This window comes from Spiroplasma diminutum CUAS-1 (assembly GCF_000439455.1).
In the GTDB taxonomy this organism is placed as follows: domain Bacteria; phylum Bacillota_I; class Bacilli_A; order Mycoplasmatales; family Mycoplasmataceae; genus Spiroplasma_A; species Spiroplasma_A diminutum.
Genome location: NC_021833.1, coordinates 409,953 through 435,841, shown reverse-complemented (window position 1 = coordinate 435,841; position 25,889 = coordinate 409,953). Strand labels below are relative to the sequence as shown.

22 protein-coding genes are annotated in these 25,889 nt (G+C 24.1%); 5 read left to right on the top strand and 17 right to left on the bottom strand.

Annotated elements, in window-relative coordinates:
• Position 1 precedes the first annotated feature (1 nt).
• Entirely contained in the window at positions 2–1,936 is a 1,935-nt protein-coding gene (parE, locus tag SDIMI_RS02005; RefSeq protein WP_020836323.1) for a DNA topoisomerase IV subunit B, read from the bottom strand.
• Between the two features lie 193 nt (positions 1,937–2,129).
• Positions 2,130–2,753, bottom strand: a complete 624-nt coding sequence (gene udk, locus SDIMI_RS02000) for a uridine kinase (RefSeq protein WP_020836322.1) — start codon at positions 2,751–2,753, stop codon at positions 2,130–2,132.
• 114 nt (positions 2,754–2,867) lie between these two features.
• Here udk and SDIMI_RS01995 point away from each other — a divergent pair, with 114 nt between their 5' ends.
• The 3 genes from SDIMI_RS01995 to SDIMI_RS04645 all read left to right on the top strand — a co-directional run bounded on the left by SDIMI_RS01995 (position 2,868) and on the right by SDIMI_RS04645 (position 4,829).
• The gene (locus SDIMI_RS01995; protein WP_020836321.1) at positions 2,868–3,470 is read left to right on the top strand and encodes an FMN-dependent NADH-azoreductase; all 603 of its coding nucleotides are present in this window, start codon (positions 2,868–2,870) and stop codon (positions 3,468–3,470) included.
• A gap of 89 nt (positions 3,471–3,559) precedes the next feature.
• Positions 3,560–4,522 carry a GMP reductase gene (locus SDIMI_RS01990; RefSeq protein WP_020836320.1) on the top strand — a complete coding sequence of 321 codons (963 nt, stop codon included), beginning with the start codon at positions 3,560–3,562 and terminating at the stop codon, positions 4,520–4,522.
• 130 nt (positions 4,523–4,652) lie between these two features.
• The gene (locus SDIMI_RS04645) at positions 4,653–4,829 is read left to right on the top strand and encodes a hypothetical protein (RefSeq protein ID WP_020836319.1); all 177 of its coding nucleotides are present in this window, start codon (positions 4,653–4,655) and stop codon (positions 4,827–4,829) included.
• A gap of 25 nt (positions 4,830–4,854) precedes the next feature.
• On the opposite strand, the gene SDIMI_RS01985 is transcribed toward SDIMI_RS04645, so the two are convergent.
• The 3 genes from SDIMI_RS01985 to SDIMI_RS01975 are packed head-to-tail and all read right to left on the bottom strand — an operon-like array spanning position 4,855 to position 8,959.
• Positions 4,855–6,234 carry a P-loop NTPase family protein gene (locus tag SDIMI_RS01985; protein WP_020836318.1) on the bottom strand — a complete coding sequence of 460 codons (1,380 nt, stop codon included), beginning with the start codon at positions 6,232–6,234 and terminating at the stop codon, positions 4,855–4,857.
• A gap of 23 nt (positions 6,235–6,257) precedes the next feature.
• Complete coding sequence (locus SDIMI_RS01980; protein WP_020836317.1) at positions 6,258–7,571, bottom strand: hypothetical protein; 1,314 nt, start codon at positions 7,569–7,571, stop codon at positions 6,258–6,260.
• Between the two features lie 32 nt (positions 7,572–7,603).
• Complete coding sequence (locus SDIMI_RS01975) at positions 7,604–8,959, bottom strand: hypothetical protein (protein WP_020836316.1); 1,356 nt, start codon at positions 8,957–8,959, stop codon at positions 7,604–7,606.
• 264 nt (positions 8,960–9,223) lie between these two features.
• Here SDIMI_RS01975 and SDIMI_RS01970 point away from each other — a divergent pair, with 264 nt between their 5' ends.
• The gene (locus tag SDIMI_RS01970; RefSeq protein WP_020836315.1) at positions 9,224–9,775 is read left to right on the top strand and encodes a DNA-3-methyladenine glycosylase I; all 552 of its coding nucleotides are present in this window, start codon (positions 9,224–9,226) and stop codon (positions 9,773–9,775) included.
• A gap of 25 nt (positions 9,776–9,800) precedes the next feature.
• Here the strand turns inward: SDIMI_RS01970 and SDIMI_RS01965 are convergent, their stop codons facing one another.
• Together SDIMI_RS01965 and SDIMI_RS01960 are read right to left on the bottom strand one after the other, a co-directional pair.
• Positions 9,801–12,530, bottom strand: a complete 2,730-nt coding sequence (locus SDIMI_RS01965; RefSeq protein WP_020836314.1) for a DEAD/DEAH box helicase family protein — start codon at positions 12,528–12,530, stop codon at positions 9,801–9,803.
• Positions 12,531–12,775: 245 nt separating this feature from the next.
• Positions 12,776–13,474: a hypothetical protein gene (locus SDIMI_RS01960; protein ID WP_020836313.1), complete on the bottom strand. Its 699-nt coding sequence runs from the start codon at positions 13,472–13,474 to the stop codon at positions 12,776–12,778.
• Positions 13,475–13,542: 68 nt separating this feature from the next.
• On the opposite strand from SDIMI_RS01960, the gene SDIMI_RS01955 reads away from it, so the two are divergent.
• Entirely contained in the window at positions 13,543–14,238 is a 696-nt protein-coding gene (locus SDIMI_RS01955; RefSeq protein WP_020836312.1) for a hypothetical protein, read from the top strand.
• A 24-nt stretch (positions 14,239–14,262) separates the two neighbouring features.
• Here the strand turns inward: SDIMI_RS01955 and SDIMI_RS01950 are convergent, their stop codons facing one another.
• The 10 genes from SDIMI_RS01950 to SDIMI_RS01905 all read right to left on the bottom strand — a co-directional run bounded on the left by SDIMI_RS01950 (position 14,263) and on the right by SDIMI_RS01905 (position 25,887).
• Entirely contained in the window at positions 14,263–16,068 is a 1,806-nt protein-coding gene (locus SDIMI_RS01950) for a M3 family metallopeptidase (protein ID WP_020836311.1), read from the bottom strand.
• A gap of 1 nt (position 16,069) precedes the next feature.
• Positions 16,070–16,597 (bottom strand): hypothetical protein, encoded by a 528-nt coding sequence (locus tag SDIMI_RS01945; RefSeq protein ID WP_020836310.1) that lies wholly within the window; start codon positions 16,595–16,597, stop codon positions 16,070–16,072.
• A 167-nt stretch (positions 16,598–16,764) separates the two neighbouring features.
• On the bottom strand, positions 16,765–17,043 hold the full coding sequence (locus tag SDIMI_RS04610; RefSeq protein WP_020836309.1) for a hypothetical protein: 279 nt from the start codon (positions 17,041–17,043) through the stop codon (positions 16,765–16,767).
• A 139-nt stretch (positions 17,044–17,182) separates the two neighbouring features.
• Positions 17,183–17,971, bottom strand: a complete 789-nt coding sequence (locus SDIMI_RS01935) for a Pr6Pr family membrane protein (protein ID WP_020836308.1) — start codon at positions 17,969–17,971, stop codon at positions 17,183–17,185.
• 93 nt (positions 17,972–18,064) lie between these two features.
• The gene (gene aspS / locus SDIMI_RS01930; protein WP_020836307.1) at positions 18,065–19,783 is read right to left on the bottom strand and encodes an aspartate--tRNA ligase; all 1,719 of its coding nucleotides are present in this window, start codon (positions 19,781–19,783) and stop codon (positions 18,065–18,067) included.
• A 3-nt stretch (positions 19,784–19,786) separates the two neighbouring features.
• Positions 19,787–21,040 carry a histidine--tRNA ligase gene (gene hisS / locus SDIMI_RS01925; RefSeq protein ID WP_236608366.1) on the bottom strand — a complete coding sequence of 418 codons (1,254 nt, stop codon included), beginning with the start codon at positions 21,038–21,040 and terminating at the stop codon, positions 19,787–19,789.
• Between the two features lie 50 nt (positions 21,041–21,090).
• On the bottom strand, positions 21,091–21,609 hold the full coding sequence (locus SDIMI_RS01920) for a hypothetical protein (protein ID WP_041618276.1): 519 nt from the start codon (positions 21,607–21,609) through the stop codon (positions 21,091–21,093).
• Between the two features lie 271 nt (positions 21,610–21,880).
• Positions 21,881–22,588 carry an ATP-binding cassette domain-containing protein gene (locus SDIMI_RS01915; RefSeq protein WP_020836304.1) on the bottom strand — a complete coding sequence of 236 codons (708 nt, stop codon included), beginning with the start codon at positions 22,586–22,588 and terminating at the stop codon, positions 21,881–21,883.
• A 74-nt stretch (positions 22,589–22,662) separates the two neighbouring features.
• On the bottom strand, positions 22,663–24,936 hold the full coding sequence (locus tag SDIMI_RS01910) for a PTS fructose transporter subunit IIABC (RefSeq protein WP_020836303.1): 2,274 nt from the start codon (positions 24,934–24,936) through the stop codon (positions 22,663–22,665).
• Positions 24,937–24,948: 12 nt separating this feature from the next.
• Positions 24,949–25,887 (bottom strand): 1-phosphofructokinase, encoded by a 939-nt coding sequence (locus tag SDIMI_RS01905; RefSeq protein WP_020836302.1) that lies wholly within the window; start codon positions 25,885–25,887, stop codon positions 24,949–24,951.
• Positions 25,888–25,889 lie beyond the last annotated feature (2 nt).

Genomic DNA, 25,889 nt, shown 5'->3' with positions numbered 1-25,889 from the left:
ATTAAATAAAATCTACATTTTCTTCTAGTGTAAATTTAACGTTTTCTTCAATTCATTCTTTCCTTTTTTCTGAGTTATCACCCATCAAAGTTCTAAATGAATTTTCTGCTGCAAGCGCATCATCAATTGTTACTTGTATCAATTTTCTATGCTCTGGATCCATTGTTGTTTCTCAAAGTTGGTCAGCATTCATTTCACCAAGTCCTTTATATCTTTGAATTTCAACTTTAGACTTAGCTTTTTTCATATATGATGCTAATTCTTCTTCTGTTCATAAATATATAAAGTCCTTTTTATTTGAACCTGTTGTTATTTTAAATAATGGTGGCATAGCAATGTGAATATTTTTATTCACAATTAAATCTTTCATATAACGATAGAAGAATGTTAATAATAATGTTTGAATATGTGCACCATCAGTGTCAGCATCTGTCATTAGAATTATCTTTCCATAATTTATATCAGAAATATCAAAGTCACTTCCAATTCCAGCGCCTATTGCATTAATGATTGTTGTGATCTCTTCATTTTTTAATAAATCAAGTAATTTTGTTTTTTCTGCATTAATTACTTTACCTCTAAGTGGTAATATAGCTTGGAATTTTCGATCTCTTCCTGATTTAGCACTTCCTCCAGCTGAATCCCCTTCGACTAAAAACAATTCATTTTCAATTTTGTTTTTTCCTTGAGCAGGAGTTAGTTTTCCAAGCATTGTTCTTGATTTTGATTTTGATTTTTGATCTCTTACTGCTTGACGTGCTTTACGTGCTTCTTCTTTAGCTTTTCTAGCTAAAAGTGCTTTTTCTATTATTGAAATTGCAATAGTTTTATTTTCTTGTAGTCAAAAACTAATATGTTGCTCAGTTACTTTTTCACAAGCTGTTCTAGCTTCACTTGTTCCAAGTTTACCTTTTGTTTGTCCTTCATATTGAATAAGATTTTCAGGTATTTTTACTGTAACTATAGCAATTAAACCTTCTTTTACATCTGAAGAATCAAGTTTTTTATCTTTTTCTTTTAAGATGCTTTGAGTTTTTCCATATTCATTTAAAGCCTTTACTAATCCTGTTCTAAAACCTGTTATATGAGTTCCCCCATCACTTGTTTTAACATTATTTGCAAATCCTAAAACTGTTTCAGAAAAATCAGTTGTATAAGTTAAAGCAATTTCAACATCTATTTCTTGTTCGCTTCCTTTTAAAAGAATTGGTGAACATAAAGCCTTTTGATCACCTTTAAGCTCATTTACAAATTCTGTAAGTCCATTTTCATAAATATATTCAATATATTTATCACTTCTATTATCTTTTAAAGTTAATTTTAAACCTGAATTCAATAATGCAGATTCTTTTAACCTTTCACTTATTGTTGAAAATGAGAATTTAGTTGTAGAAAACATTGTTTCATCTGGTAAAAAGTTTACTGTTGTTCCATTTTGTTTTGAAGTTCCAATTTGTTTTAATGGTTCAACTAATTTACCACCATTTGCAAACTTAATTTTTGAAATAAGTCCATCTCTATGAATTGTAACTTTAAATTTACTTGATAATGCATTAACAACAGAAGAACCAACTCCGTGAAGTCCCCCAGAAGTTTTATAACCATCTCCACCAAATTTTCCTCCAGCATGTAATACTGAGAAAATAATTTCTGGAGTTGATTGTTTTGTACCCTTATAACTACCAATAGGAACCCCTCTACCATTATCTTTAACAGTAATTGATCCATCTTTTTCAATTGCAACATTAATTTCTGTACAAATACCTGCTAATGCTTCGTCAATTGAATTATCAACTATTTCTCAGACTAAATGGTGTAAACCTCTTGAATCAGTTGAACCAATATACATTCCTGGTCTTTTTCTAACAGCTTCTAAACCTTCTAAGATCTGAATGCTATCTTCTGTATACGATAAATCCTTATTATTTTCAGCCATATTTTACCTCATTTTCCATAGTAAAAATAATATATCACATTTAAATAAGTAAAGTCAATTTTTTACTAAAACCCTTTAAATAAAGGACTTTTATTAATTTTTTTATATTTTTGATAAAAAAAACATTTAATATAAGAAAAAAGTTGCAAAAAAAAATGAATTTCTTAATTCATTTTGCTTTTATATTAATGGTTTATTTTTTTAATAAACTACTGATTTTTGCTGCAACCATGTCAATTGCAATATTATTTCCTTCATAATAAGGAATAATTAGATCTGCATAGTCAATTGAAGGTTCTACAAAATATTTATACATTGGTTTTACAGTATTTAAATATTGACCTACTATATCATCTAATTTTCTATTTCTTTCATTAACATCTCTTAAAAGTCTTCTAATAAATCTAATATCATCATCAGTTCTTATAAAGAGTTTAATGTCTCCTCTTTTTCTTATTTCTTCTATATGAAGTGAAAGAATTCCATCTAATATAACAACATTTGAAGGTTCTAATTTAATAATTTCTCCTGTTTTAGAGTGTGTTTTAAAATCATAAACTGGAACTTCTACTGGTTTAAAATTCTTTAAATCATCTAAATGCTTACAAAGTAATTCAATATCTAATGAGCTTGGATGGTCAAAATTTAATAATTGCTTTTCTTCAAAAGTTAAATCACTAAAATCCTTATAATAGCTATCCATTGATAAATGAGTTACTGGTTTATTTACAAAAATTTCATTTGCTATAGTGTGTGCAACAGTTGTTTTACCACTTGCACTACCCCCAGCAACAATTATAATCGTAACTTTTTCCATTTTGTACCTCTTATATTCAATTAATATTTTATATTTAATTTATTGAAAATATGCAATAATTTTTACAAATTTAAATATAAAATTAAATTGATAATAAATTAAGGAGAAAAAATTATGTCAAAAAAAGTCTTAGTAATTACAGGAACAGTAAGTCCTGCAGAAAAATCATTTTCAATATCATTAACAAATAGATTTATCAAAGAATATAAAACTTTAAATCCTGATGATGAAATTATTAATTTAGATTTAAATAATGAGCAAATGGCTCATAAAACACTTTCAAGAGAGAATTTTGGTACATATTTTAACGAACAAGATGCATTAAAATACATTAATCAACTTAAAGAAGTTGATAAAGTTATTATTTCAAGTCCAATGAATAACTTTAATGTTTCAGGTTTAATTAAGAACTATTTAGATCATGTTTTATTAGCTGATCAAACATTTTCATATAAATATGTTAAACAAGGTGATGCTAAAGGTCTTTTAGAACACTTAACTGTTCAAATTTTAACAACACAAGGTGCTCCTTTTGGATGATATCCATGAGGAAATCATACAGAATTCTTAAAAGGAACTTGAGAATTTGTTGGTGCAAAAGTAAATGAACCAATTTTATTTGCAGGAACAAAAATAGCTCCTGTTTCAACAATGAACCCTGATGAAGCAATTGATTCAATTGCAGATAAAATCATTAGTGTTGCAAAAAAATTCTAAAAATTCGACCAATTGGTCGAATTTTTAATTTTAATATAGTTTTTTAAATTTTATTGCTATAATCTCATAGGAAACAAGGAGAGATATAAATGTACGCTTTTGACTACGAAGATATACAATTAATACCAAGTATGTGTGTTGTTAATTCAAGAAGTGAATGTAATACAGAAGTAACACTTGGAAAACATACATTTAAAATGCCAGTAATGCCTGCTAATATGGCATCAGTAATTAATGAAGAATTATGCGAAATGCTTGCTAGAAATGGTCACTTCTATGTAATGCATAGATTTAACGTTGATTCATATGCTTTTACAAAAAAAATGAACCAAGAAAATTTAATTTCATCAATCAGTGTTGGAGTTAAAAAAGAAGATTATGAACTAATTGAGAAATTAGCAAATGATAATGTAGTTCCAGATTATATTACAATTGATATTGCTCATGGACACTCATTAAGTGTAAAAAATATGATTGAGCATATTAGAAAACATATGAAAAATAATACTTTCATTATTGCTGGAAATGTTGGAACACCTCATGCAGTAAGAGATTTAGAATTTTGGGGAGCTGATGCAACTAAAGTTGGAGTTGGTCCTGGAAAAGTATGTATTACAAAATTAAAAACTGGTTTTGGAACTGGTGGATGACAATTAGGAGCAATTAAATGATGTAGTAAAGCATCTCATAAACCAATCATTGCTGATGGTGGATTAAGAGTTAATGGAGATATTGCAAAATCTATTAGATTTGGAGCTACAATGTGTATGATTGGAAGTTTATTTGCAGCCCATGAAGAATCACCAGGAGCAAATGTAACTGTTGATGGAGTAATGTTCAAAGAATATTATGGAAGTGCAAGTGAATATAATAAAGGTGAAAAAAGATATGTTGAAGGTAAAAAAGAATTAATCAAAGTAAGAGGAAAATTAATGGAAACTTACAAAGAAATGCAAGAAGATCTTCAATCATCAATTTCATATTCTGGAGGAACTACATTAAACGACATTAAGAAAGTTGATTATGTAATTCTTAAAACAAGTAACTTTTAAAATATAAAAATGCAATTAATTTGCATTTTTATTTTATTCACCTTTTTATATGGCTTTTTACAGCAACATTAAGATTCGAAACTTTCTTTTTTTTAAATATTAAGTAAAATAATTAAAAGGAGATGATTCTATGAAAGAACATTGTCAAAATAAGGATTGTAGCAATGAACTAAATTTTATGGACAAAAAGAGAGTTTATGTTTATGATGAGCTTATAGAGGATGAAACTGCAATTTTTGTATGTGATGATTGCTATAAGAAAAATAAGGATGAAGAAAATAATATTGATTGAGAAAACTCAATATAAAAAAGCACCATTATTTGGTGTTTTTTTATATTTTTTTAATTAATTCTTTAATAATATTAAATATACTCAAATCATAAATTTCTTTCATGCTTGATTTTTTAATTTGTTTAATTGTTCTTGGATTTAAACATTTTGAAAATATAAAAAGATCTTCTTGATTATCTTCAAAATTTATTAGTAATGTTTCTGCTGATAAATCATCAATAACATTTTCAACGTTATTAATTAAACATTCAAATATAAAAATAAATGCATATTCATTGATTATATTTAATAAATTTGGTTTTGATTCTACAGTAATAAATATTGGAACTTTATTTTTAAAAGGAGTATCTAACATTTTAACTATTTCACTATATTTTTCAATTCCCTCAAATTCAAAACCTCTTGTTTTTAATAGAAGTTTAATATATTTTAAATTTCCAAATTTTAAGTTACTATCTATTTCTTCTGCTGTAATTGTCTTCTTTCTCAATAAATCATAAACTTGTATATTTTCTTGAATAGAATTAAATAATTCTTCATTTTCAATTTTTATATAGTGTAAAAATCATATTATAAAATAAATTTCATCATAATATAAAATCTTATCTTCATAATTATCATGAAAATTATAATTTCTTTTTAATCATTTTTCATATAATGACAAACTTTCATTAATTGAATTGATTGTGAATAAATTTTTAATTTTTTTATTACTGATAAAAAAATTAACTTGATTATTCGGATGTTTGTAAATAACTTCATTTTTATTTAAATCTATAATAGAGTTAAATAAATCATCCAAATTTAACTTGTAGTTTTTTTGAATATCTTCAATATTTTTAAAATTAAATGTTGTTATTTTTTTAGCTTCTGTTAGATATTTATTAATTTTTTTAATAACTGAATATTCACTTCAATTAGAAAGCATCTCATAGTTTTCAAAATCATTAAAAATAAGGAATATCTTAACTTGTAATTTTTTTATAACTTCATTTATTTCCTTTAATGTTTGAATATTTAATAGTTCTTTTTTATCTATATCGTAGTTTTTATAGGACTGTTTAAAATAATATCTAAACGCATTTGCTCTATTATTTGTTTTTAATTTTGATTTGACTATATTATTCAAATTTCTACTTTTTAAAAAATTTAAAAATTCTTTTTTCCCAACTTTTTTTCTAATACCTATTAAAAGTATTGAAATGAATTGTTCAAAAAGATCTTTAGAGAAATCGAATTGATCTGGTTCAAAAGTTATTATACTTCAACCATCACTTCTTAAATTATCACAAAATAAATTAACTAAAGTTGTCTTCCCTGATCTTTCAGGTCCATTAATTAATACATTTTGTTGTCCTTGAATTAATAATTTATCAGTTAATTCAAACAGAATTTCTTCTGAATTAATTATACCTTCCATTTAGAGCACCCCTAACCCCTATTTTAAAAGAAATTATTTCCTTTGTTAAATCCAGCGAAAAATTTCATTTTTAAATATTCTTGACCCATGTTTGGATGTTGGAATCTAAATTTATTTAAAGCTGAATATAATAATATATCTTGTTCAGTTAAGTTATCAAATCATTCTTTATCAAAAAGAATATTATCTGCAAGTATTAATGAACAATTTGAAATAAATGCTGCTTCACTTTTAGTTTTAGCTTGCACCATTTTTAAATATTGATTAAAAAAATCTTTTAAATTTTCATTTTTTTTATCATAAACCATTGTAATAAAAGAATTTGTTCTATCACCATACATAACAATAGTTGCAAAATTTTCAGATAAGAATAAATTATTTATTGAGTTTACAACTTTAAAATCATCTGGAGTAATTTGTGGTTGAAAAACATCTTTAATTCTAAAATTATTTGTTTTTGGTAAGTTAAACTTTGCAATACCGTATCTATTTGAACCACCTTTTAATATCTCAATGAAAAAACTATATGTATTTAAAAGAGAGCTAACATGATTAGATACCTTTTTAATGTTATATATAAAGATAGTTTTTACAGCTTCCTCTTCAATCGAATTAAAATATTCTCTAAATTCAGTCTTTAAAGCTTCTAATTGAACTCTTGCTAGGAACAACTTATTTACAACTGCTGGAAAATTAAATAATATTATATCTTCATCACTACTTTGTTTTGTCATTGGAATATCTATAATTTGATTATAATGCTCTTCACAAAAACCAAAGTATTTAAATTGATCATTATTAACCTCTTCAAAAAAGTTTTGACCCATTTTATAGTTATTATCAAAGATATTTTTTCTATTTGAAGAAAGATATTTAGTACTTTCAAAGTCTATATTGTATAATCTATTTTCAACGGATTTATTAGAACAATCCAAAAAATTACATTTTTCAGATTCTCCTAAATTTGAATATGTAGTTTCAAATAATTTTAAAGAAAATTGTAAATATTCATTATATTGCTCATTATTAATTATTGCTTTAATAAATGGAACGTAACTTTTGCTTTTTTCTTTATTCATATTTGCTTTACAACAATTTTCAAATGCAATTCCACTTAAACAAAAACAAAATTCTTCATCTGAAAAAGAGAAAAAATTATAACCATTTTTTACAAGAAAATTTATATTATCATTATCTAAAAAATAATTACTAAAAATTGAGTCAATAAATCTTTGTGTATCTTGATCTGAAATTTTATTATTTTTAGCAGCTTTATATAGATCCTGTTTTTTTATAAGATCAGATAACATATCATTTTCTTTAATTAATTCAGCCATAATTTACTCCCATAAAATAACGTTATAAGTTATTATTTTTTCTTTTTTGTTACTGGTTTTTTTGCTTTAGAATCTGCTTTCTTTGCTTTAGAATCAGCTTTCTTTGGTTTAGAATCAGCTTTCTTTTCTTGCTTTTTCTCTGGCAAAGAACCTTCTTTAAAGTTTTTTAATAGTTCTTTCTTTTCTTGCTCATTTTTTGCTTTTAAGAATTTTACTTCTCTTTTAAAATTATCTTTTCTCTCTTTTTCTTTAGCTTTTTGATCTTCTTTAATTTTTTTTACTTTTGCTATGATTTCTTTTTTTTCATTTGCTTTTTTTATTTCAACAAATTTTGTTTTTTCTGAACCTTTTTCAAGTATCTTTTCAAAATGAGATTCACCATTATAAATTAATGAATCATCAAGATTATCTTGGAAATGATTAATTGAAACACTGTAATCAAATATATCTTTATCTAAAGTTAATTTAGTTTTAAAGAACTCTAATAATTCTTTTGAATAAAGTGCTTTTTCACAATTATTTTTGTATATATTATTTCTAATTTCTACGATATTATTTCCTGTTTTAACTGAATAAATTCATTTTAAATCTACTAAATAAACATCAAATAGTAATTTAGCAAAGTCTTCTCTTATCATTTCATCTTCTCTTAATAAAGGAATTGTATCTAAGAAATTTTTAAAATGATCATTTCTTAAGAAAAATTCAACTTCATCAGCATAATTAATGATATCTCCATCATCAATATTGTAAATAGCTTGACCTAATTTTTTAATAAATTCTTCATCATATCTATAAGTTGACTTAATTACGTCTAAATATCTATTATAAATTTCTTTTTCCTCTTCTTTTACTTCAAATTTCTTATATTCAAAGAATTTTTCTCTTAACTTACCAACTGCATTAATACCCATTGTAGTTAAGATATCTCTTTTATTTAAGTTTGATTTAAAAAATTTATCATAGTGATTTCCAATCCCTATTACTTTTTCATTTTTAAATTCAGCTGGAACAAGACTTACAATTGGAAAAATATGTGGGTATATACATTTAATTGAATAGTAGTACGCTTTTGATTTTAAATCTCTTAACATTCCAAGTGATTTTAAAATTCTATTTAATTCTTTTAATTCTTTATCGTTTAGAAAAAATAAAGCATCAATTTGAAAATCCATTGCATTTCCACTTAATTTTCTTGCAAATTTTGGGTAATATTTCTCAAAACTCATAGTTGATTCAATTCATGAACCATTAAGAAGTTTATTAATTTTTATAATTTCATTAGGATTATAAAAAGTTCCTCTTGTTAAAATATGATCTTCATTAAAACTAAACATTTGTTCTCCTGGATTTAAAAAGTTTTTAGCTATAATTTTCTTTATTTGCATATGTATATTCTCCCTTTTGTCAATTATTAGTATTATACCAAAAATTAAGCCAAATAGTAAGTAGTTAAATAAGGGGTTAAATTTGAATAAATTGCCTTTTTACAATTAATATTACAAAATTTTAGCACTTTTTTACATTTAATTCTTGAATCTTAAATAAATACTAAAAAACGGAATTAGTTAATAAATTATTTAAATTTTTCTAGATTATAAATTTTTTTTACAATCTTTTTGAGTAATATAATAACTATGGAGAATAAAAAAATGATAAACAGATGTAAATGAGCAGAAAATCCGGGATTAGATCAAGATTATCACGATAATGAATGGGCAAAACCAATTAATGATGATACTAAGCTATTTGAAATGCTTATATTAGAGCTAAATCAAGCTGGTCTTAGTTGACATACAATATTGAAAAAAAGAGAAAACTTTAAAAATGCTTTCGATAATTGAGACTATAATAAAATTTCAAATTATGATGAACAAAAAGAATTAGTTTTAATGCAAAATGACGGAATTATTAGAAATAAACTAAAAATTAAAGCCGCAATTACAAATGCTAAGGCCTTTATAAGATTACAAAAAGAATATGAAAGTTTTAGTAATTTTATTTGAAGTTTTACAAATAACAAAACAATTATAAATTCAATTGAAACAGATAAGGACATGATAGCTTATTCGGAGCTTTCTTCAGAAATAAGTCAAATTTTAAAGAAAAAGGGATTTGCATTTTTAGGGAAAACAACTGTATACTCATTTTTACAAGCAATTGGAATTATAAATGATCACTTAAATTCTTGTCACTTTAAATAATAAAAACCCAAACTAATGGGTTTTTTTAATCTTCAACATTAAATAAAGCAGTTAAATAATTATTTACAATCATTTCTTTAAAACTTCCTGCACCACAAAATTTATATAATTTTAGAAACATATTTTTTTGCTCATAATTTTGTTTATCATGAATAAATAAATACTTTTTAATATCTTTATTATTAAAATCTTTAATAATCTTATGTTCTAATGTCATTGTTTCTGGAATAGATCAATAAAATTCTTTATTTTCTTGATCATATTTAGTTAATTTCCCATAACCTGCCCCATCTTCATCAGCTAGTATTATTTGCTTAGAATTATCAAAAGTTAAATAACCTGCTTGAAATGTTAATACTTTTAATTGATCTCTGTAATGTAAAAAGTTGGTTCTTCCAATTGCTGCAAGTGATTGCTTAACTGTATAAGTTGAATCAATTGATAATAATTTTTCTTTGTACTTTGTAAAAATAAGAGTTTCATTTTCAATTTTATATTTTAAAATCAAAATTAGTTCTTTTATAATTAGTTGATTATTTTCAATAAAATGATCAACCAAGTCATTTATTTCTAAATAATTTGGATATAATTCCGTAAATCTTTCCATACTAGTTATTTCATATAAAAAACTAGTCACTAATAAATTATCATAGTCCAAATCAATTTGCTCTCTTTTAATTTTATTTGATAATCTATTTAAGAAATAATCAACTATTTCATAACTATCCAAAAATATGAATTGTTTCAATATGTTTTTATTTCTATTTGTATCATTTTCTTTTTGTTTATACTTTTTAATTTGCAAAGCTGTTTTTAAAAATAACTCATCTAAACTATTATAAAAATCTTGTAAAGTTAATTCATAATCATTAATAATTTGTGTAAGAGCATTTTCTTTATAAGTATTGTAGTAATTAATAACTTGCTCTCTTATAATATTTTTATTTCCATATCATTTTTTCAAACTTTTTAATATTAATGCTTCTGCATGTTTTTCTAAAGTAATCGTAGAGTTATAAGGTAATCCCTGTTTTGTTGAAATAAAATTTGATCCCACAATTTTAGGGTTAAATAAATTTCTTATTCCTAAAGTAATATCATACTTATTATCAATATTTGAAATTAAATCATATACTTCTAATTTATTTTTTAATTCAGTTTTTCTTAAACCCCTACCTAATTGTTGTAGATAGACTGTCTTTGAATTAGTTGGTCTTAATAAAATTATGGTATTAATTTGGGGAATATCAATTCCTTCATTAAAAATATTTACAACACACAAATAATTAATTCTTCCATTTGAAAACTCATAAAGAATTCTATTTCTATCTTTTAGATTTTCAGAGGTTAATGATTCAGCTTTTAAATTTTTTCCTTTTAAAAACTCTGCAATAATTTTTGCATGTTCAATAGTAATACAAAATATTAAAGCAGTTGGTCTTGCAAATAAACCAATGTACTTTTCAATAGTTCTAAATAAAAGATTATTTCTTGATTCAGTATTTATTACTTTAAAAATTTCTTTATCTGAATCCAAATCTATCCCTATCAAATTTGTTTTAGTATCATCAATACAATAATAATCAAATGGAGCAAGTAATTTTTGATTTATTGCATCTCACAGTCTTAATTCTGATGCAAATTCATTATCAAAGTATTTCTTAATATCTCTCCCATCTTCTCTTTCTGGAGTTGCAGTCAAACCTAACATCTGATTTGGTTTAAAATAATTAAAAACTTTATCAAAAGTATTTGCAGCAATATGATGTGCTTCATCAAATACAATAATATCAAACTGATCTTTTCTGAATAAATCAATTCTATTTGAAAGTGACTGAATAGTGGAAAATAAAAATTGAGGATTTTCACTAATTACTTTTCCATCATAAAAAACTTCACCAAAATTTGAATCATTTAAAACTTGTCTATAAGTTTTAATAGCTTGATCGACAATTTCTTTTTGATGAGCTAAAAATAGTATTTTTAAGTTTCTCTTTGAAGTTTCAATTTGTCTTTTATAATCAAAAGCTGAAACTAAAGTTTTTCCAGTTCCTGTTGCCATAACAATAAGATGTTTATTTTTACCAATAAATCTTCTATAAGAAATCTTATCAATAATTTCCTTTTGAAATTTATATAAGTATTTTCTTGCGTATTGAAAATTTGAGTTTTCATTTATAAGTTCCATTTGTATTTTAGATTCTTGATTTTCTTTTATTCTTTGAATTAAAAAGTCTCTTTCTTTTTTATTTGAAAAATCAATAAAGTCTTCTTTTCAAAGTGAGTCAAATTCAGTTATCATTTTTTGAACTAGATCATTTTCACTTTTAGAAATTATTTTTACATTTCATTCTCTTCCAGTTATCATACCCTTATTTGTCAAGTTTGAAGAGCCTATAATTGCGCTATCATTAGAATTTTTTCTTTTAAAGATTGAAGCTTTAATATGTATTCTTTCACTATGCTTTTCTAAATTATCTTCAATTTTTATTTTAATATTGTTATAAGTTTCTACTAATTTTTTCAATTCATTTAAATTATTAAATTGTGATAAATCATCAAATGTTGTAGAAATAATTTTAATAGGAATATTTTTTTCTAAACAATATTCAAAAGTTGAGGAAATTTTATTTAATATTGATTTTGATATAAATGGATATATTAAATAAACTTCATCTGAAGCTATAATTTCATTTTGAATTTCATTTAATAGATCTTGCTGATCTTTATTTGTAAAAAATTTTTCTTCAGACATATTAGATTCCTTTTTCTTATATTATACTTCTCTATTATAAATCATTAAAACATAAACTAGCATTAACTAGTTTTATCTTTATGTGATTGTAAAATAATTTTATATTAATATAAATCTCTAAATTTAACTATTAAACAATAACATACTACTCTTTTATTAAACTCGTACTTTTAAGGAATCTTTAACACCTATATATCATATTTTTAATAGTTCTTTTAAGTAACTAAATTTAATTAAATAAAAAATTATTTTAATTCTTCTAAATGAACTGCAAAACCTGACAGCATTGAAATTCTTATTAGAATATTAAATACATTTCAGTATTCTTCTGAATCCTTTTCAAATATATTGTGAATAAAGTCTTTATCTATATTTTCTTCTTCAATTATACTTAAAATAATTTCAGAAGAATTTTCAATTACTTTAAATTTATATGAATTATTAAATAACTCTAATAATTCATATATTTGATCATTAAAAAATAAGTTCTTTTCAATTAATTTTAAAGACTTTGAATAATCAGTTATTAAATTTTTTAAATCTTCTAAACATTCACTAATAGTTAATACATTTTTTTTCACTTTCACATTATCAAAAGAAATTTTTATTCATTTATCAAGTAAATTTGTCATTTCATGTAGTGAAATAATATTTGGTCAGAATTTATGTCTATCTACAATTTCTTGTTTATTTAAAACAATTAATTTATTTCTAAAATGTTCATAATAAAAATTAACTATATCTTTTGCTTCATTGAATTGATCTAGAAATTCCATATTTTTAAAAAATTTAAACATATTTTCAAATTCTTTATCCAATAGATTATTTCTTTTTAATTCACCTTTTTCATCTTCTAATAAAACAGAAATTGTATGTAAAATTGGCTCATAAAACATAAGAATATCTTTAATGTACTTTTCTTCGAAGTCATATTTACCTAACATAATTATTTCTCTTTTCTTTATATTATTAATATATAATAAAAATATCGATTTGTAGAAAGTTTGATAAAATGATTAATAATTTTAAAACCTTTAAAATATCTAAAAATGATATAAATAATTTAAAAAATGTTACATCCTATTGAGATAAAGAAGTAATCAAAACGTTAAAAAAAATGAAAGCATGAATTATTAGATTTAATAAAAATCCAGATGATTTTAAAATTAATTATTCAAATAATTACAATGATTATGAAGAATTATTTCAACAGATTGAAAATTATAAAAATTTTTATAATCAGAAATTTAAACTTATTAATACTAATTCAAAATTACTTTCAAAGTTTTATAAAATGATAGTTGACTATATTTATATATTAGGATGAACTAAATCAATTGAACTAATTTGTAATTTCTTTAATGATATTGAGAAAAAAGATATTGGAAAGAAACAAGAACATGCACTTTTAATAATAAATAATTCAATTATTAGTTACTTTGATATTTATAAGAAAGAAATTTCAAAGATACTGAAAAAAGATGAATACTTTGAATTATTATCAGAAAAAGTATTTTCTAATACAGAATCTATTACTAACATTGATATTGTTGTAAGAGAAATTATGAAATATGCAAAGTTATTAAAGAAGAAAAATAAAATTACCGAACAAAATTTAATAGATATTAATATAATATCTATTGAAATTATAGTTTACACAAGTTCAATAATTAATTTTTATTCTAAGTTTTTAAAAAATGTATATTAAAAAGACTCAACTAATCGAGTCCTTTTAATTATTTTTAGAGTTTAATATAATATCAAAAGTTTTAACTAGTGATTCAACTTCTTCAATTATACCTTTAAAAGAATTTTTATCACTACAATCGAATTCATACTTCTTAAATAACTCTGTAATTTTTAAACTACCCCCATCTTTTAAGAAACTAATAATTTCACTTGGATCATTAGAATTTTTAAATCTTGAATACAAATGGAAAGATACTGCAATAGAAACTGCATATTTATAAATATAAAATGGCTGTTCAAATATATGTGAAATTGATATTCATCCATATTTATATGAGTTTTTATCAAATCTATTAAAAATTGATTTCCCCAATATTTTATTATTTGCGTCTTTTAGAATTGAAGTAATTTTATCCAAAGTTAATACCTCACCTCTTTCACTTGCTTCATAACATTGATATTCAAATTCTGCTTCAGATATTGCAGAAAAAAAGTTAGAAAAAATAAATTCAATTCTATTTTGAATTAAAGTTAATTTTTTCTTTTCATCTTTTTCATTTTTTAAAAGATATTCAAATAATAAATGTTCATTTAAAGTTGAAGCAACTTCAGCTATCATATTAGAAAAACCATTTAAAGGTCTTGGCTGATTTTGCTTTGCAAAAAGATTATGTACTGCATGACCCAATTCATGAGTTAATGTTGAAATTGAATCAATATCATCTGTGAAGTTCATAGAGATTAATGAATCATAATTATAACTGTTAACAGTAAAAGCTCCAGTAGATTTATTTTCATCTTCAAAATAATCAATTTTATTATTTGATCAACAGTATTCTAAGTTATTTATATATTCTTCACCCAATACTTTTAGTGATTTTTTAATAATATCTTTTGCCTGCTCAATACTGAACTCTTGCTTTTCTTTTTTAAACAATTCTAAACTTGAATCTGTGCCATAAAATTTATTTAAGTTTAAATATTTTTTAATTAAGTCATAATATTTATAATATACATTTGAGTTTTTAGATGTAAATTCAATTAATTCCAAAAAATCATTAATTGAAAAGTCATCATCATCAAAGAAATTTTCTTTAAAACTTTTCATACCTACTAATTGTGCCGATTCAATTTCTTCTTTTACTATTGATTCATATATTTTAGCAAAAGTATGTTTTCTAAAATTATTATCCTCTTTATATTTCAAACTAGCTAGTGCTCTTAATTCTTGATCTTCAATAGGATCTGAATAAGTTAAAATATCTGATATAAATTTCTGATCTATTTTATATTCTTTATCTTTATAAATTAATATTTTTTCTTCATTATCTTTAAATCTCATTACTTCATACATTTCATAAATTATTGAACTAGAATTTGAAACTTTCGAAATTAATTCTCTTTGCTTTTGTGGAAGTAGATACTTTATGTGTTTGAAAAATTCTATATAACTATTTTTATAATATTTTAATTCTTCATCTGATTCTAATAATTCAATAATTTTTTCTTTACCAATATTTTTTACTTCTTCACTAATTCATGAAAATTTTCCATCAAATTGTTGCATTTTATTATTATAAATTGATTCTAAATTATTTATTCGCTCATTATTTTGTTCAACATATAAATGTTTTAAAAAATGATTTATTTTAGAAATACTCTTATCAGTTTCCATAGACTCTTTTAAGAATTGAATAAAAATTCCCTTTTCATTTAATTTACCTTTAAATCTTAAAAGTAAATTATTTTTTTCTATATATAAATCCAAGTCATTAAAAAATTCTTTATCATTTGGATAAAGATCAATTACATTTCATTTATATTTATTGTTTGCTTCATTTCTTTTCATATTATTTACCAAATATTTGCTTTGCAGCCTTTTCATAATAATTATAAACTTCACTGTTTTCTAAAAAAACAGGAGATGACAAATTACCACTGTGATTTGCCAATATTTTTATATTTGGATCATTTTCAAATAGTGAATTAAATTTATCATATTTTGTAGACATAAATTTATATAAGTCTTTTAATAGCATCATTTGAGCTGCTGGAATATTTTCAATTTTTGATTGTAAAAAACCAAGTTTTTCTAATTCAATCAAGTTTTTAAAATTATCTTTAACTTCAATAATTATTGGCTCTTTTTGTTTTGAATCAAGTGCTATAGTAATATCTGCTATCATTGTTTCAAAGAAAAAATAGTTAAAAGTTGTTGCAAAATAAACAATTCTATTTAAATTTTTAAGTCCTAATCATGGCAAATTTTCTTCTGTAACTTTTTTTGAACTCAAATACCCTGGGGCAAAAAAGGCTAAGTTACTATCAATTCTAAATAAATTACCAATTAAGTTTTTAACACTATTGTCTAATCCCATTTATTATTCTCCTGATTTCTATATTTAAATAATTATAACTTAATTAGTATCATAAATATAATATTAACTTCGTTTATATTTATACTTTGAAGAAATAATAAATAATATAATAATAAAAAAAAAAAAAAAAAACTTTCAAAATAAAAATATTTGAAAGTTTTAATTAATTATTTTTTTAATAAAAGATCTAATTTTTCGTTAATTTCTTTTAATAGTTCTAATAATGGTTTTTCAAAGTTATCAATTCTACCTGAATTTCCACCTTGTCCTCCGCCAGATCTTCCACCACGGTCTCCACCGCGACCACCAAATCCACCAGATCTTCCACCACGGTCTCCACCGCGACCACCAAATCCACCAGATTTTCCGCCACGTTCTCCACCGCGTTCTCCACGATCAGAATCGCTTCTTGATCTTCTAAAGTTATCTTTGTTATCGAATCCCATAAAGTTCACTGCCTTTCTATATAGTTCTTTTAAAGGCAATAAATAATACGCTATCAAAAGATGTGCTATTAACACTCTTAATATTATATAGTAATAATTATTAACTTTTATATTAATTATTTAATGTTAAATAGTTATTTTAAACAACAAAATCTTCACCTTTAATATATTGAATATAGAATTTTTTTGTAATAACCTTATTGTTTATAAAATTGTACAATGAGCTAAAACCAACTAATAATCCAATAATACCAAAAAAAGCAATAAAGAATCATACTATTCCTGGTAAACCTGCTGGACCTACATTATGAATATCTAAGAAGAAATATGGATATAATAAATTTATCAATTTACCTGAAGCATCATAATAGTAATAATAATCTCCAGAGTTATATCTTAATTCTCCTCTAGTCATTGCAAAAATACAGTAAGCTAGAACCATAACAAATTGGATTCAGAATTTTTTAATGAAAAATTCTTTTTGACTAACTCGTTGCTTATTTCTCATAAATAAATTTACATATAAAATAAATGCAATTGGAACAATAGCATGATCTACAAGTGTTACAAAAATACTAAATGGATGTGATGGAAAACCATCAACTGGAATTAAAACAAAATTATATACAATTAATGTCACTGTAATCATTGTTGCCAATGAATTTGCAGTTGTATAACTTAAAAATTTACTTTCACCTTCTTTATTGTGATTAATAGCAGCTGATAAGAATCAAATTTGTACTAGTACGTTTGACAATAAAGTAAAAGTAGTAAAAAAGTCAATTGTATATATTTCATAATTTCCACCATAAGTATTTAAAACCTCATCACCAGTTGCTATATTTCAAATATAATATGAAAAAATGGTAAAGAAAGATAATAGACCAAAGAAATACTTATATGTTAATTGAAATTGATACGATTTCATTTAGTTTCACCCCCTTATTTGTTTATATTAAACCTATCTTATTAATATATCTACAAAAATATTTTTAATTTACTAAAAACATTTTATAATTTTTTATTTTAATTTGATATTTAATTCATCCAATTGTTGTGTTGTAACTGTGTCTGGTGCATTTGTCATTGGATCAATTCCAGATGAATTTTTTGGAAATGCAATAACTTCTCTAATGTTTTCTGAACCTGTTAATAACATACAAATCCTATCTAAACCTAAAGCACATCCTGCATGATATGGAGCTCCATATTTATATGAATTTATAAATCATCCAAAATTAGTTTCAATTTGCTCTTTTGTAAGTCCAACTGCATCAAACATTCTTTGTTGTATTGTTGAATCTGTAATTCTTTGGCTTCCACCACCAATTTCAAAACCATTTAAAACTATATCATAAGCTTTTGCTAAAGCTTCTTGTTTATTTGTATCAAAGTTTTCTAAACTCTGATCAGCTGGCATTGTAAATGGATGATGAGCAGCTACATATCTATTTTCTTCTTCAGAAAATTCAAATAATGGGAAATCAACTATTCAAGCTAACTTCATAACTTCTGGATCTAGTAAATTTAATACTTTGGCAATTCTATTTCTAATTGAACCCATTGCCTGAGTTGCTTTATAATATTCTTCAACTATGAATAAAACAGTTGATTCTTTTTGAATATTAAAAGTTTTAATTATACTTTCCTTTTCATTATCAGATAATTTTGAACCAACTGATCCACTTCACTCATTTAAATCATATTTTGCAAATGCAAGAATATTTACACTATTTTGTTTTGCAACTTCTGTTAAATCTTCTAATTCTTTTTTACTTAAAAGTGAATCAACACATATTGCTCTAATAGATTTATCTTCTAAATTTGAAAATAAAGGAACTTGTGTTTCTTTAAAAATTTCATTTAAAGTTTGAATTTCAAAGCCAAATCTTAAATCTGGTTTATCATTTCCATATTTTTCCATTGATTCTTTTCAAGTAATTTTTTGAATAGATTCTTTAATTTCAATTCCTTTAATTTCAAAAATAACTTTTTTAATTAATGCTTCAATAGTATTCATAACATCTTGTGCATCTGCAAATGACATTTCCATATCTAATTGAGTAAATTCAGGTTGTCTATCAATTCTTAAATCTTCATCTCTAAAACATTTTACAATTTGAAAGTATCTATCAAGACCAGAAATCATAAATAATTGTTTATATAATTGTGGTGATTGAGGTAATGCATAAAATTTTCCTGCATTCAATCTTGAAGGAACTAAAAAGTCTCTTGCTCCTTCTGGAGTTGACTTACCAAAAATTGGGGTTTCAATTTCAATAAAATTATCTTCAATAAAAAAATTCCTAATTACATGATTCATTTTACTTCTAACAAGTAAATTATTTTGCATTTCAGGTCTTCTTAAATCAAGATATCTATAAGTTAATCTTGTATCTTCTTGTGATTCAATGCCATCTTTTATTTCAAAAGGAGTCAATTCTGATTTATTAATTAAAATTAAATTTGCAACTTTAATTTCAATTTCTCCTGTTAATAGTTCCAAATTTTTAGATTTTCTTTCAATAACTTTTCCATGAACTTCTAAAACATATTCTGATTTAACATTTTCTAAACTAATTGATTCATCAATTACAAGTTGAGTGATTCCATATCTATCTCTTAGATCAATAAAGTTCATTGCACCCATTTTTCTAACTTTTGTAACTCATCCTTGTAAAATTACATCTTGATCAATATTCTTTAATGTAAGTTCTCCACATGTATGTGTACGTTTCATTTTTTATTCTCCCATTATTGCATCAACAATTTTATCAAATGCAACTTTTTTTTCTTCTTTTGTTATTTGATTTTTAATAACAACTACATTTTCTTTTAATTCATTGTCACCAATTATAATTATATTTTTAGAGTTTAGTTTTTCAGATTGTTTAAAAGCAGATTTCATACTTCTATTCATATAATCAAAATCAACTTTTAATCCTGATTTTCTCAACATTAGTAATAATATATTTGAAAATTGTTTTGCCTTTTCACTTAAACCTATAATATATGCATCTAAACTGATTGGAGTTGATATAAAGATTTCTTCTTCTGCTAAAGCAATAAGTAATCTTTCTATTCCTATTCCAAAACCAGCTGCAGGTAAATCAACATTTCCAAGTTGATTTACCAATTCATCATATCTTCCTCCGCCAAGCAAAGTAGATCCATTTTTATCTTTTATTTCATATACAAAACCTGTATAGTAATCTAAGCCTCTTACTAGCATTTTGTCTATTTTTGCATTTATACCAATATTTTTTAAGTTTTCAACTAGTTGATTAAAATATTTCTTATCTTCTTGAGAAAGATAGTCTTTCATATCAATTACATCAACAAATTGTTTTGAATCAATTTTGCAATCTAAAACTCTTAGTGGATTTGATTCAACTCTTTTTTTACAATCATCACATAGTGTTTTTGGTTTTAAATACTCTTTTAAATCCTTAATATAAGTTATTCTTTGTTCACCATTCACTAGGTAATTTAAATGAATTGTATATTCATCAATTCCAATTGTATTTAAAATAGTTGAAGATAAACAAATTATTTCACAATCTATTTCTGAAGTTTTAGGTCCAAAAACTTCTACTCCAAATTGATTAAACTGTCTATTTCTTCCAGCTTGAGGTCTTTCATATCTAAACATTGATCCAAAGTAAAATAATTTTAAAGGTAAGTTTTCATTTATATACATTTTATTTTCTAAAATTGCTCTAACAGTTGGAGCAGTTCCTTCTGGTCTTAAAGTTAGTTCTCTGTTTTTTCTATCCAAAAATGTATACATTTCTTTAGAAACGATATCTGTTTCTTCTCCAACTCCTCTTTTAAAAAGTTCTAAACTTTCAAAAATTGGAGTTTTTATTTCATTATAGTTAAATGAATCCACGATATTTCTTATTATCATTTCTAAAGCAAAGTATTCTCTTACTTTTAAATCTATTAAATCTTCTGTTCCCCTTGGTTTTTGAATCATATTTTCACCTCTAACCATAATATTTTACACTTTTTTTATGACTGTGAAAAATAAAAACTACTATATTCTTAATAGTTCATTGCTTTATTTCTTACATAAATAAGATACATAAACAAAATAATATATAAAATATTTATAGCTAAACCAATATAAATAATTCAATTATTTATAAAAAATCAAATGCTTGATCCTGATAATAAAGTTGGTAAAGAAATTAGAATAATTTTTATAAGAAAATTATTTTGAGTATTTGGAGCTAATGTTATAAATGAGAACATAATTGCTTGAACTCAATAACTAATCCCAATAATAATATAAATAAAATATATTCTTTTAATTTGAACACTTCTCAAAAGACAATAAACAAAAATAAGACTTATTACAGATAATAATTTAAATAAGAATAATAAAATAAAATTTAAATTTAATATTGATAAAAAATTATTATTACTATTAGCATCTGATATCCCAAAAATAATAAATACCAATATTAAAAATAAAATAAATAATGAAAATACATTTATAAAAGTAAAATAGAACATATATAAAATTAATCTATTTCTACTAACTCCGGCAAAAATAAACATTCTGTAATCCTTCTTATTAATATTTCTTTCAAAATATATAAAAGATTGAATAAAAACACATATAAATATACTTACCGAAAAAAGAGAGGTATAAACTGAGGCACTTATGTGATAACTATTTGAACAAATAATTATCACTATAAAAATTGGAATAAACAAAAATAGAACAGATAAGCAAATTAATTTTTTAGAAATGAAATTATATTTTAAATATGTTAAAAAATTGCTATTTGTTTTTAAAAAACCATTTTTTTTCGACTTCTTAAACATATTAATAATCCTCCAAATCTTGATAATTATAAAATGATTTAAATTCATCTTTTAAATTAATATTTTTATTTGATAGGTTAATATCTTTAACTATAATATTGTCTTTAATTATTATTGCTCTATTACAATTTTGCTCTATTTCATCAATAATATGCGAACAATAAATAATTGTTTTATTTCTAGATTTAATTTTTCTTATTATTTTTGAAAAAATATCAATAGCAATTGGGTCTAAACCTCTTGTTGGTTCATCAAAAATATAAATGTCCTTATCACTTGCTGTTGATATAATTATTTTTAATTTCTGAATCATTCCAGAAGATAAACTTCCTATTGTGGTTTTATCTTCTATATCAAAAATAAAAATATTTGCGAGCTTCTCTAACTCTTTATTAAAATTTTCACTATTTTCTAAAGTTTTAATATATTTTATATAATCCTTAATAGATATTTCTAAAGGTAAATTAGTATTTGCAGATACATAAGCAATATCTTTTAAATTAAAATTAAAACTATTTGATAAAACATCCTTAATTTTAATTTCTCCCTTATCTGGTTTAAAAAAACCTAATAATAACTCAATAAAAGTTGTTTTTCCTGATCCGTTTGGTCCTATTATTCCTATTGTTTCATTATTAATTTTAATATTTACATCTTTTAAACCCTTATTTTGTGTAAACATTTTTGTAACTTTTATAAACTCAATCATATACTACCCTCTTTAATTGAATTATAGCAAATTAAAGTAAATAAAAAACACTTATATGCTAAGTGTTTTTTATCTTATTTATTAGCTTTTCTAGATTCTTTTGCTTTTTGTTTTTCAGCAAGTATTGCTTGATAAGCTTTTTGTTTTGTAACTAATTCAGCTTCAAATTCTCCATATTGAGTTAATTTTGAATTTAAAGTATTTAGTCTTACATCTTTATTTTCAATTTTTGAGTTATTTTTTACAGCTTCAATTTTAGCTAAAATTGATTCTTTAACTCCATTTGTAGAATCAAGAATCAATTTACCAGTTTTAATATCTGCTGTTCTTCAAACTCCTAAAATAAATCCTGATAAGAAACTTGCTCCTAATAAGATTATAGTAGCTCCTCCTGCACCTAATGCAATTGAACCACCTGTCATTGCTCCTTCACCAATTAATGCTGAATTTAATAATGGGAATACAAATACTCCACCATGAGATGCAAGTAATTTAATTTTCAATGCTCCAACTAGTCCACCAATTAAAGCTCCACCTATCATTGCACTTACTGCAACTCTTTTTGGATCTTTAACCATAAATGGAATAGCTCCTTCTGATACGAAACATGCTCCCATTAATCAGTTTGCTTTTGCAGCATCTCTATCTTTTGCTGTTCAAGCTCTTGGGAAAATAATTGTTGATATTGCAATCATTAATGGAGGTAACATACCTGCTAACATTGCTGATGCCATAATAATTGTTTGATCTGCATATCCTTGACTTGTTACATCTGTAACTAATTTTGAACCAACAGCTAAGTTTCCTAATGAATAAGCAATTTTATTAATTGGTCCACCCATATCAACACACATCATAAATCCAATTAAGATTGATACAAGTCATAGTAAGTTTAATTGTGCTAATGCTTCAATTCCTTTACTAATTCCACCCATTAAAAATCCTAATGGAATGTTGATAACAAACATAGTTAGTGAAATTGATAATAATGAAATTACAGGTATAAATACTATATCTCTTGCTCCTTGCAATCCTTTTGGAAATTTAACCATTGCTTTTGATCATCCTACAACAAGTAATGCGGCTAAATATCCTCCAACAATAGCTCCAATAAATCCTGATTCAGTACCTTTTAAACTATCGCTTAAAAGTCTACCTCATAATCCATTTCAACCTGTTTCATCACCAGAATATGCAAATCCCATAATATTAGATGAGAATAATCCAGCAACCATTCCAGGCATTAATCCTTGTGTTCCTACAATTGAGTAAGCAATAAATGCACCTAAAATTGGAACCATCATTGCCATAGATGTTTTACCAATTGCAGCAAATCATCCTGCAGCTGGATTAACTGTACCAAAATCTCCTCCAGCTTCACCATTTCCTGCTGCAAAGTCAATTAAGAACGCTATTCCTAAAATAATTCCCCCTGCAACAACGAATGGTAACATTCTTGAAATACCTCCAAGTAAATTACCTTTAAAATCAAGGAACTTTCTCATTGTAAATTCACTTGATTCAGATGATGAATCAGCTGATGCTTTAATTTCAGTTAATCCTTCACCTTTTTTATATTTTTCAATTAATTGATCACCTTTAAAGATTGCTTCTTTTGTATTTGTATCAATTACTTTCTTTCCATTAAGTCTTGATAGACCCTCAAGAGCTTTATCATGAGCTAAAATAATAACTTTAGCATTATCAATATCCTCTTGTGTCAATCTATTCTCAATTCCTCTACGTCCTTGAGTTTCAATTTTTACTGTTAAACCTTTTGCTTTTGCATATTCCTCTAATTTTTCTTGTGCCATGTAAGTATGAGCAATACCTGTTGGACATGCTGTAATACCAATTACATCATAGCTTCCCGCTTTTGTACTTACTTCAACTTTTTTTTCTGATTTTGTAAATGCACTTTCAATATCTTTAATAGATTTTGAACTTCTTAGTTTTTTTTGAACTTCTGATTTCATTAAGAATCCTGATAAATCAGCTAAAGCTGTTAAATGTTCATTTCCATCTTTACCATTTGTCATAATCATAAATACTAAGTCAACTGGTTGATCATCAAGTGATTGTCAATCAACTTTATTTTTTAATCTAGCAAATGCTATTGCTGATTTTTGAACTGTTGGATTTAATACATGAGGAATTCCAATTCCATCCCCCACACCAGTAGATCCTTCAGATTCTCTTTTGTAAACTGCTGCTTTAAAATCTTCAACAGATTTAATATATTTTTCTTCTTGTAGTTTGTTTGATAAAAAATCAATTACTTCTTCTTTTGAATTTAAATCAACATCAAAGAAACTTATTTGTTTACCGAATAAATCTTTTAATTCCATGTGAACCTCCTATTATAATTTTTCAACTTTAATTTTTGAAACTAATACTTCAATTTCTTCTTTTGAAGCAAGTCATTCATTAAATGCTGTTGCAGCCCCACTTGCTGCTGCGTATTGAAGTGTATTTTCTATATCTAGATTTTTATATAAACCATAAACAAATCCAGCTAACATACTATCTCCAGCTCCAACTGAGTTAACAAGCTTTCCTTGGGCAATACCAACTTTATAAATATTATTATTTGAATCAAAGTATAAGCTTCCTTTTGAACCCATACTTAACAGAACATTTTGAGCTCCCAATTTTTTTAGTTTTTGAATTAAATCTTTTGTTTCTTCAAAACTAATATCCTCATTAAATTCAATTCCTAATGTTGAACATATTTCTTCTAAGTTTGGTTTAATTAGAAATGGTTTTTCATTTAAAACATTTTTTAAAAGCTCATTTGTTGCATCACATATTAATATTGCATTTTTTTCATTTGCAATTTTACCAATTGTTTCATAGATTGTTTTATCAATACCTATTGCAATACTTCCTGTGAGCATTATAATATCATCTTGTTTTAAATTTTCTTTTAAATATTGTATTAATTTGTTTAATACTTCTTGTTGAGTATTAAATCCCATTCCATTTAATTCAGTTTCTTGTTTTGATTCTAAATGTTTAATTTTATAATTAACTCTTGTTGAACCTTCGTTTAAAAAAGTTTTAGTATTTAAATTTATTTCATTAAATTTATTCAAAAATATATCCTTATTTTCTTTTCCCATTAAACAAATTGCTTGAATATCAGCTTGCAAATTTTTTAAAATAATTCCGGCATTGATTCCTTTACCACCAACAACTTTATATTCATCTGAATAATAGTTTGTTACACCAAGTTCTACTTTTTTATTTGCAAGTATAATATGGTCAATTGCTGGATTTAATGTTACTGTATATATCATAT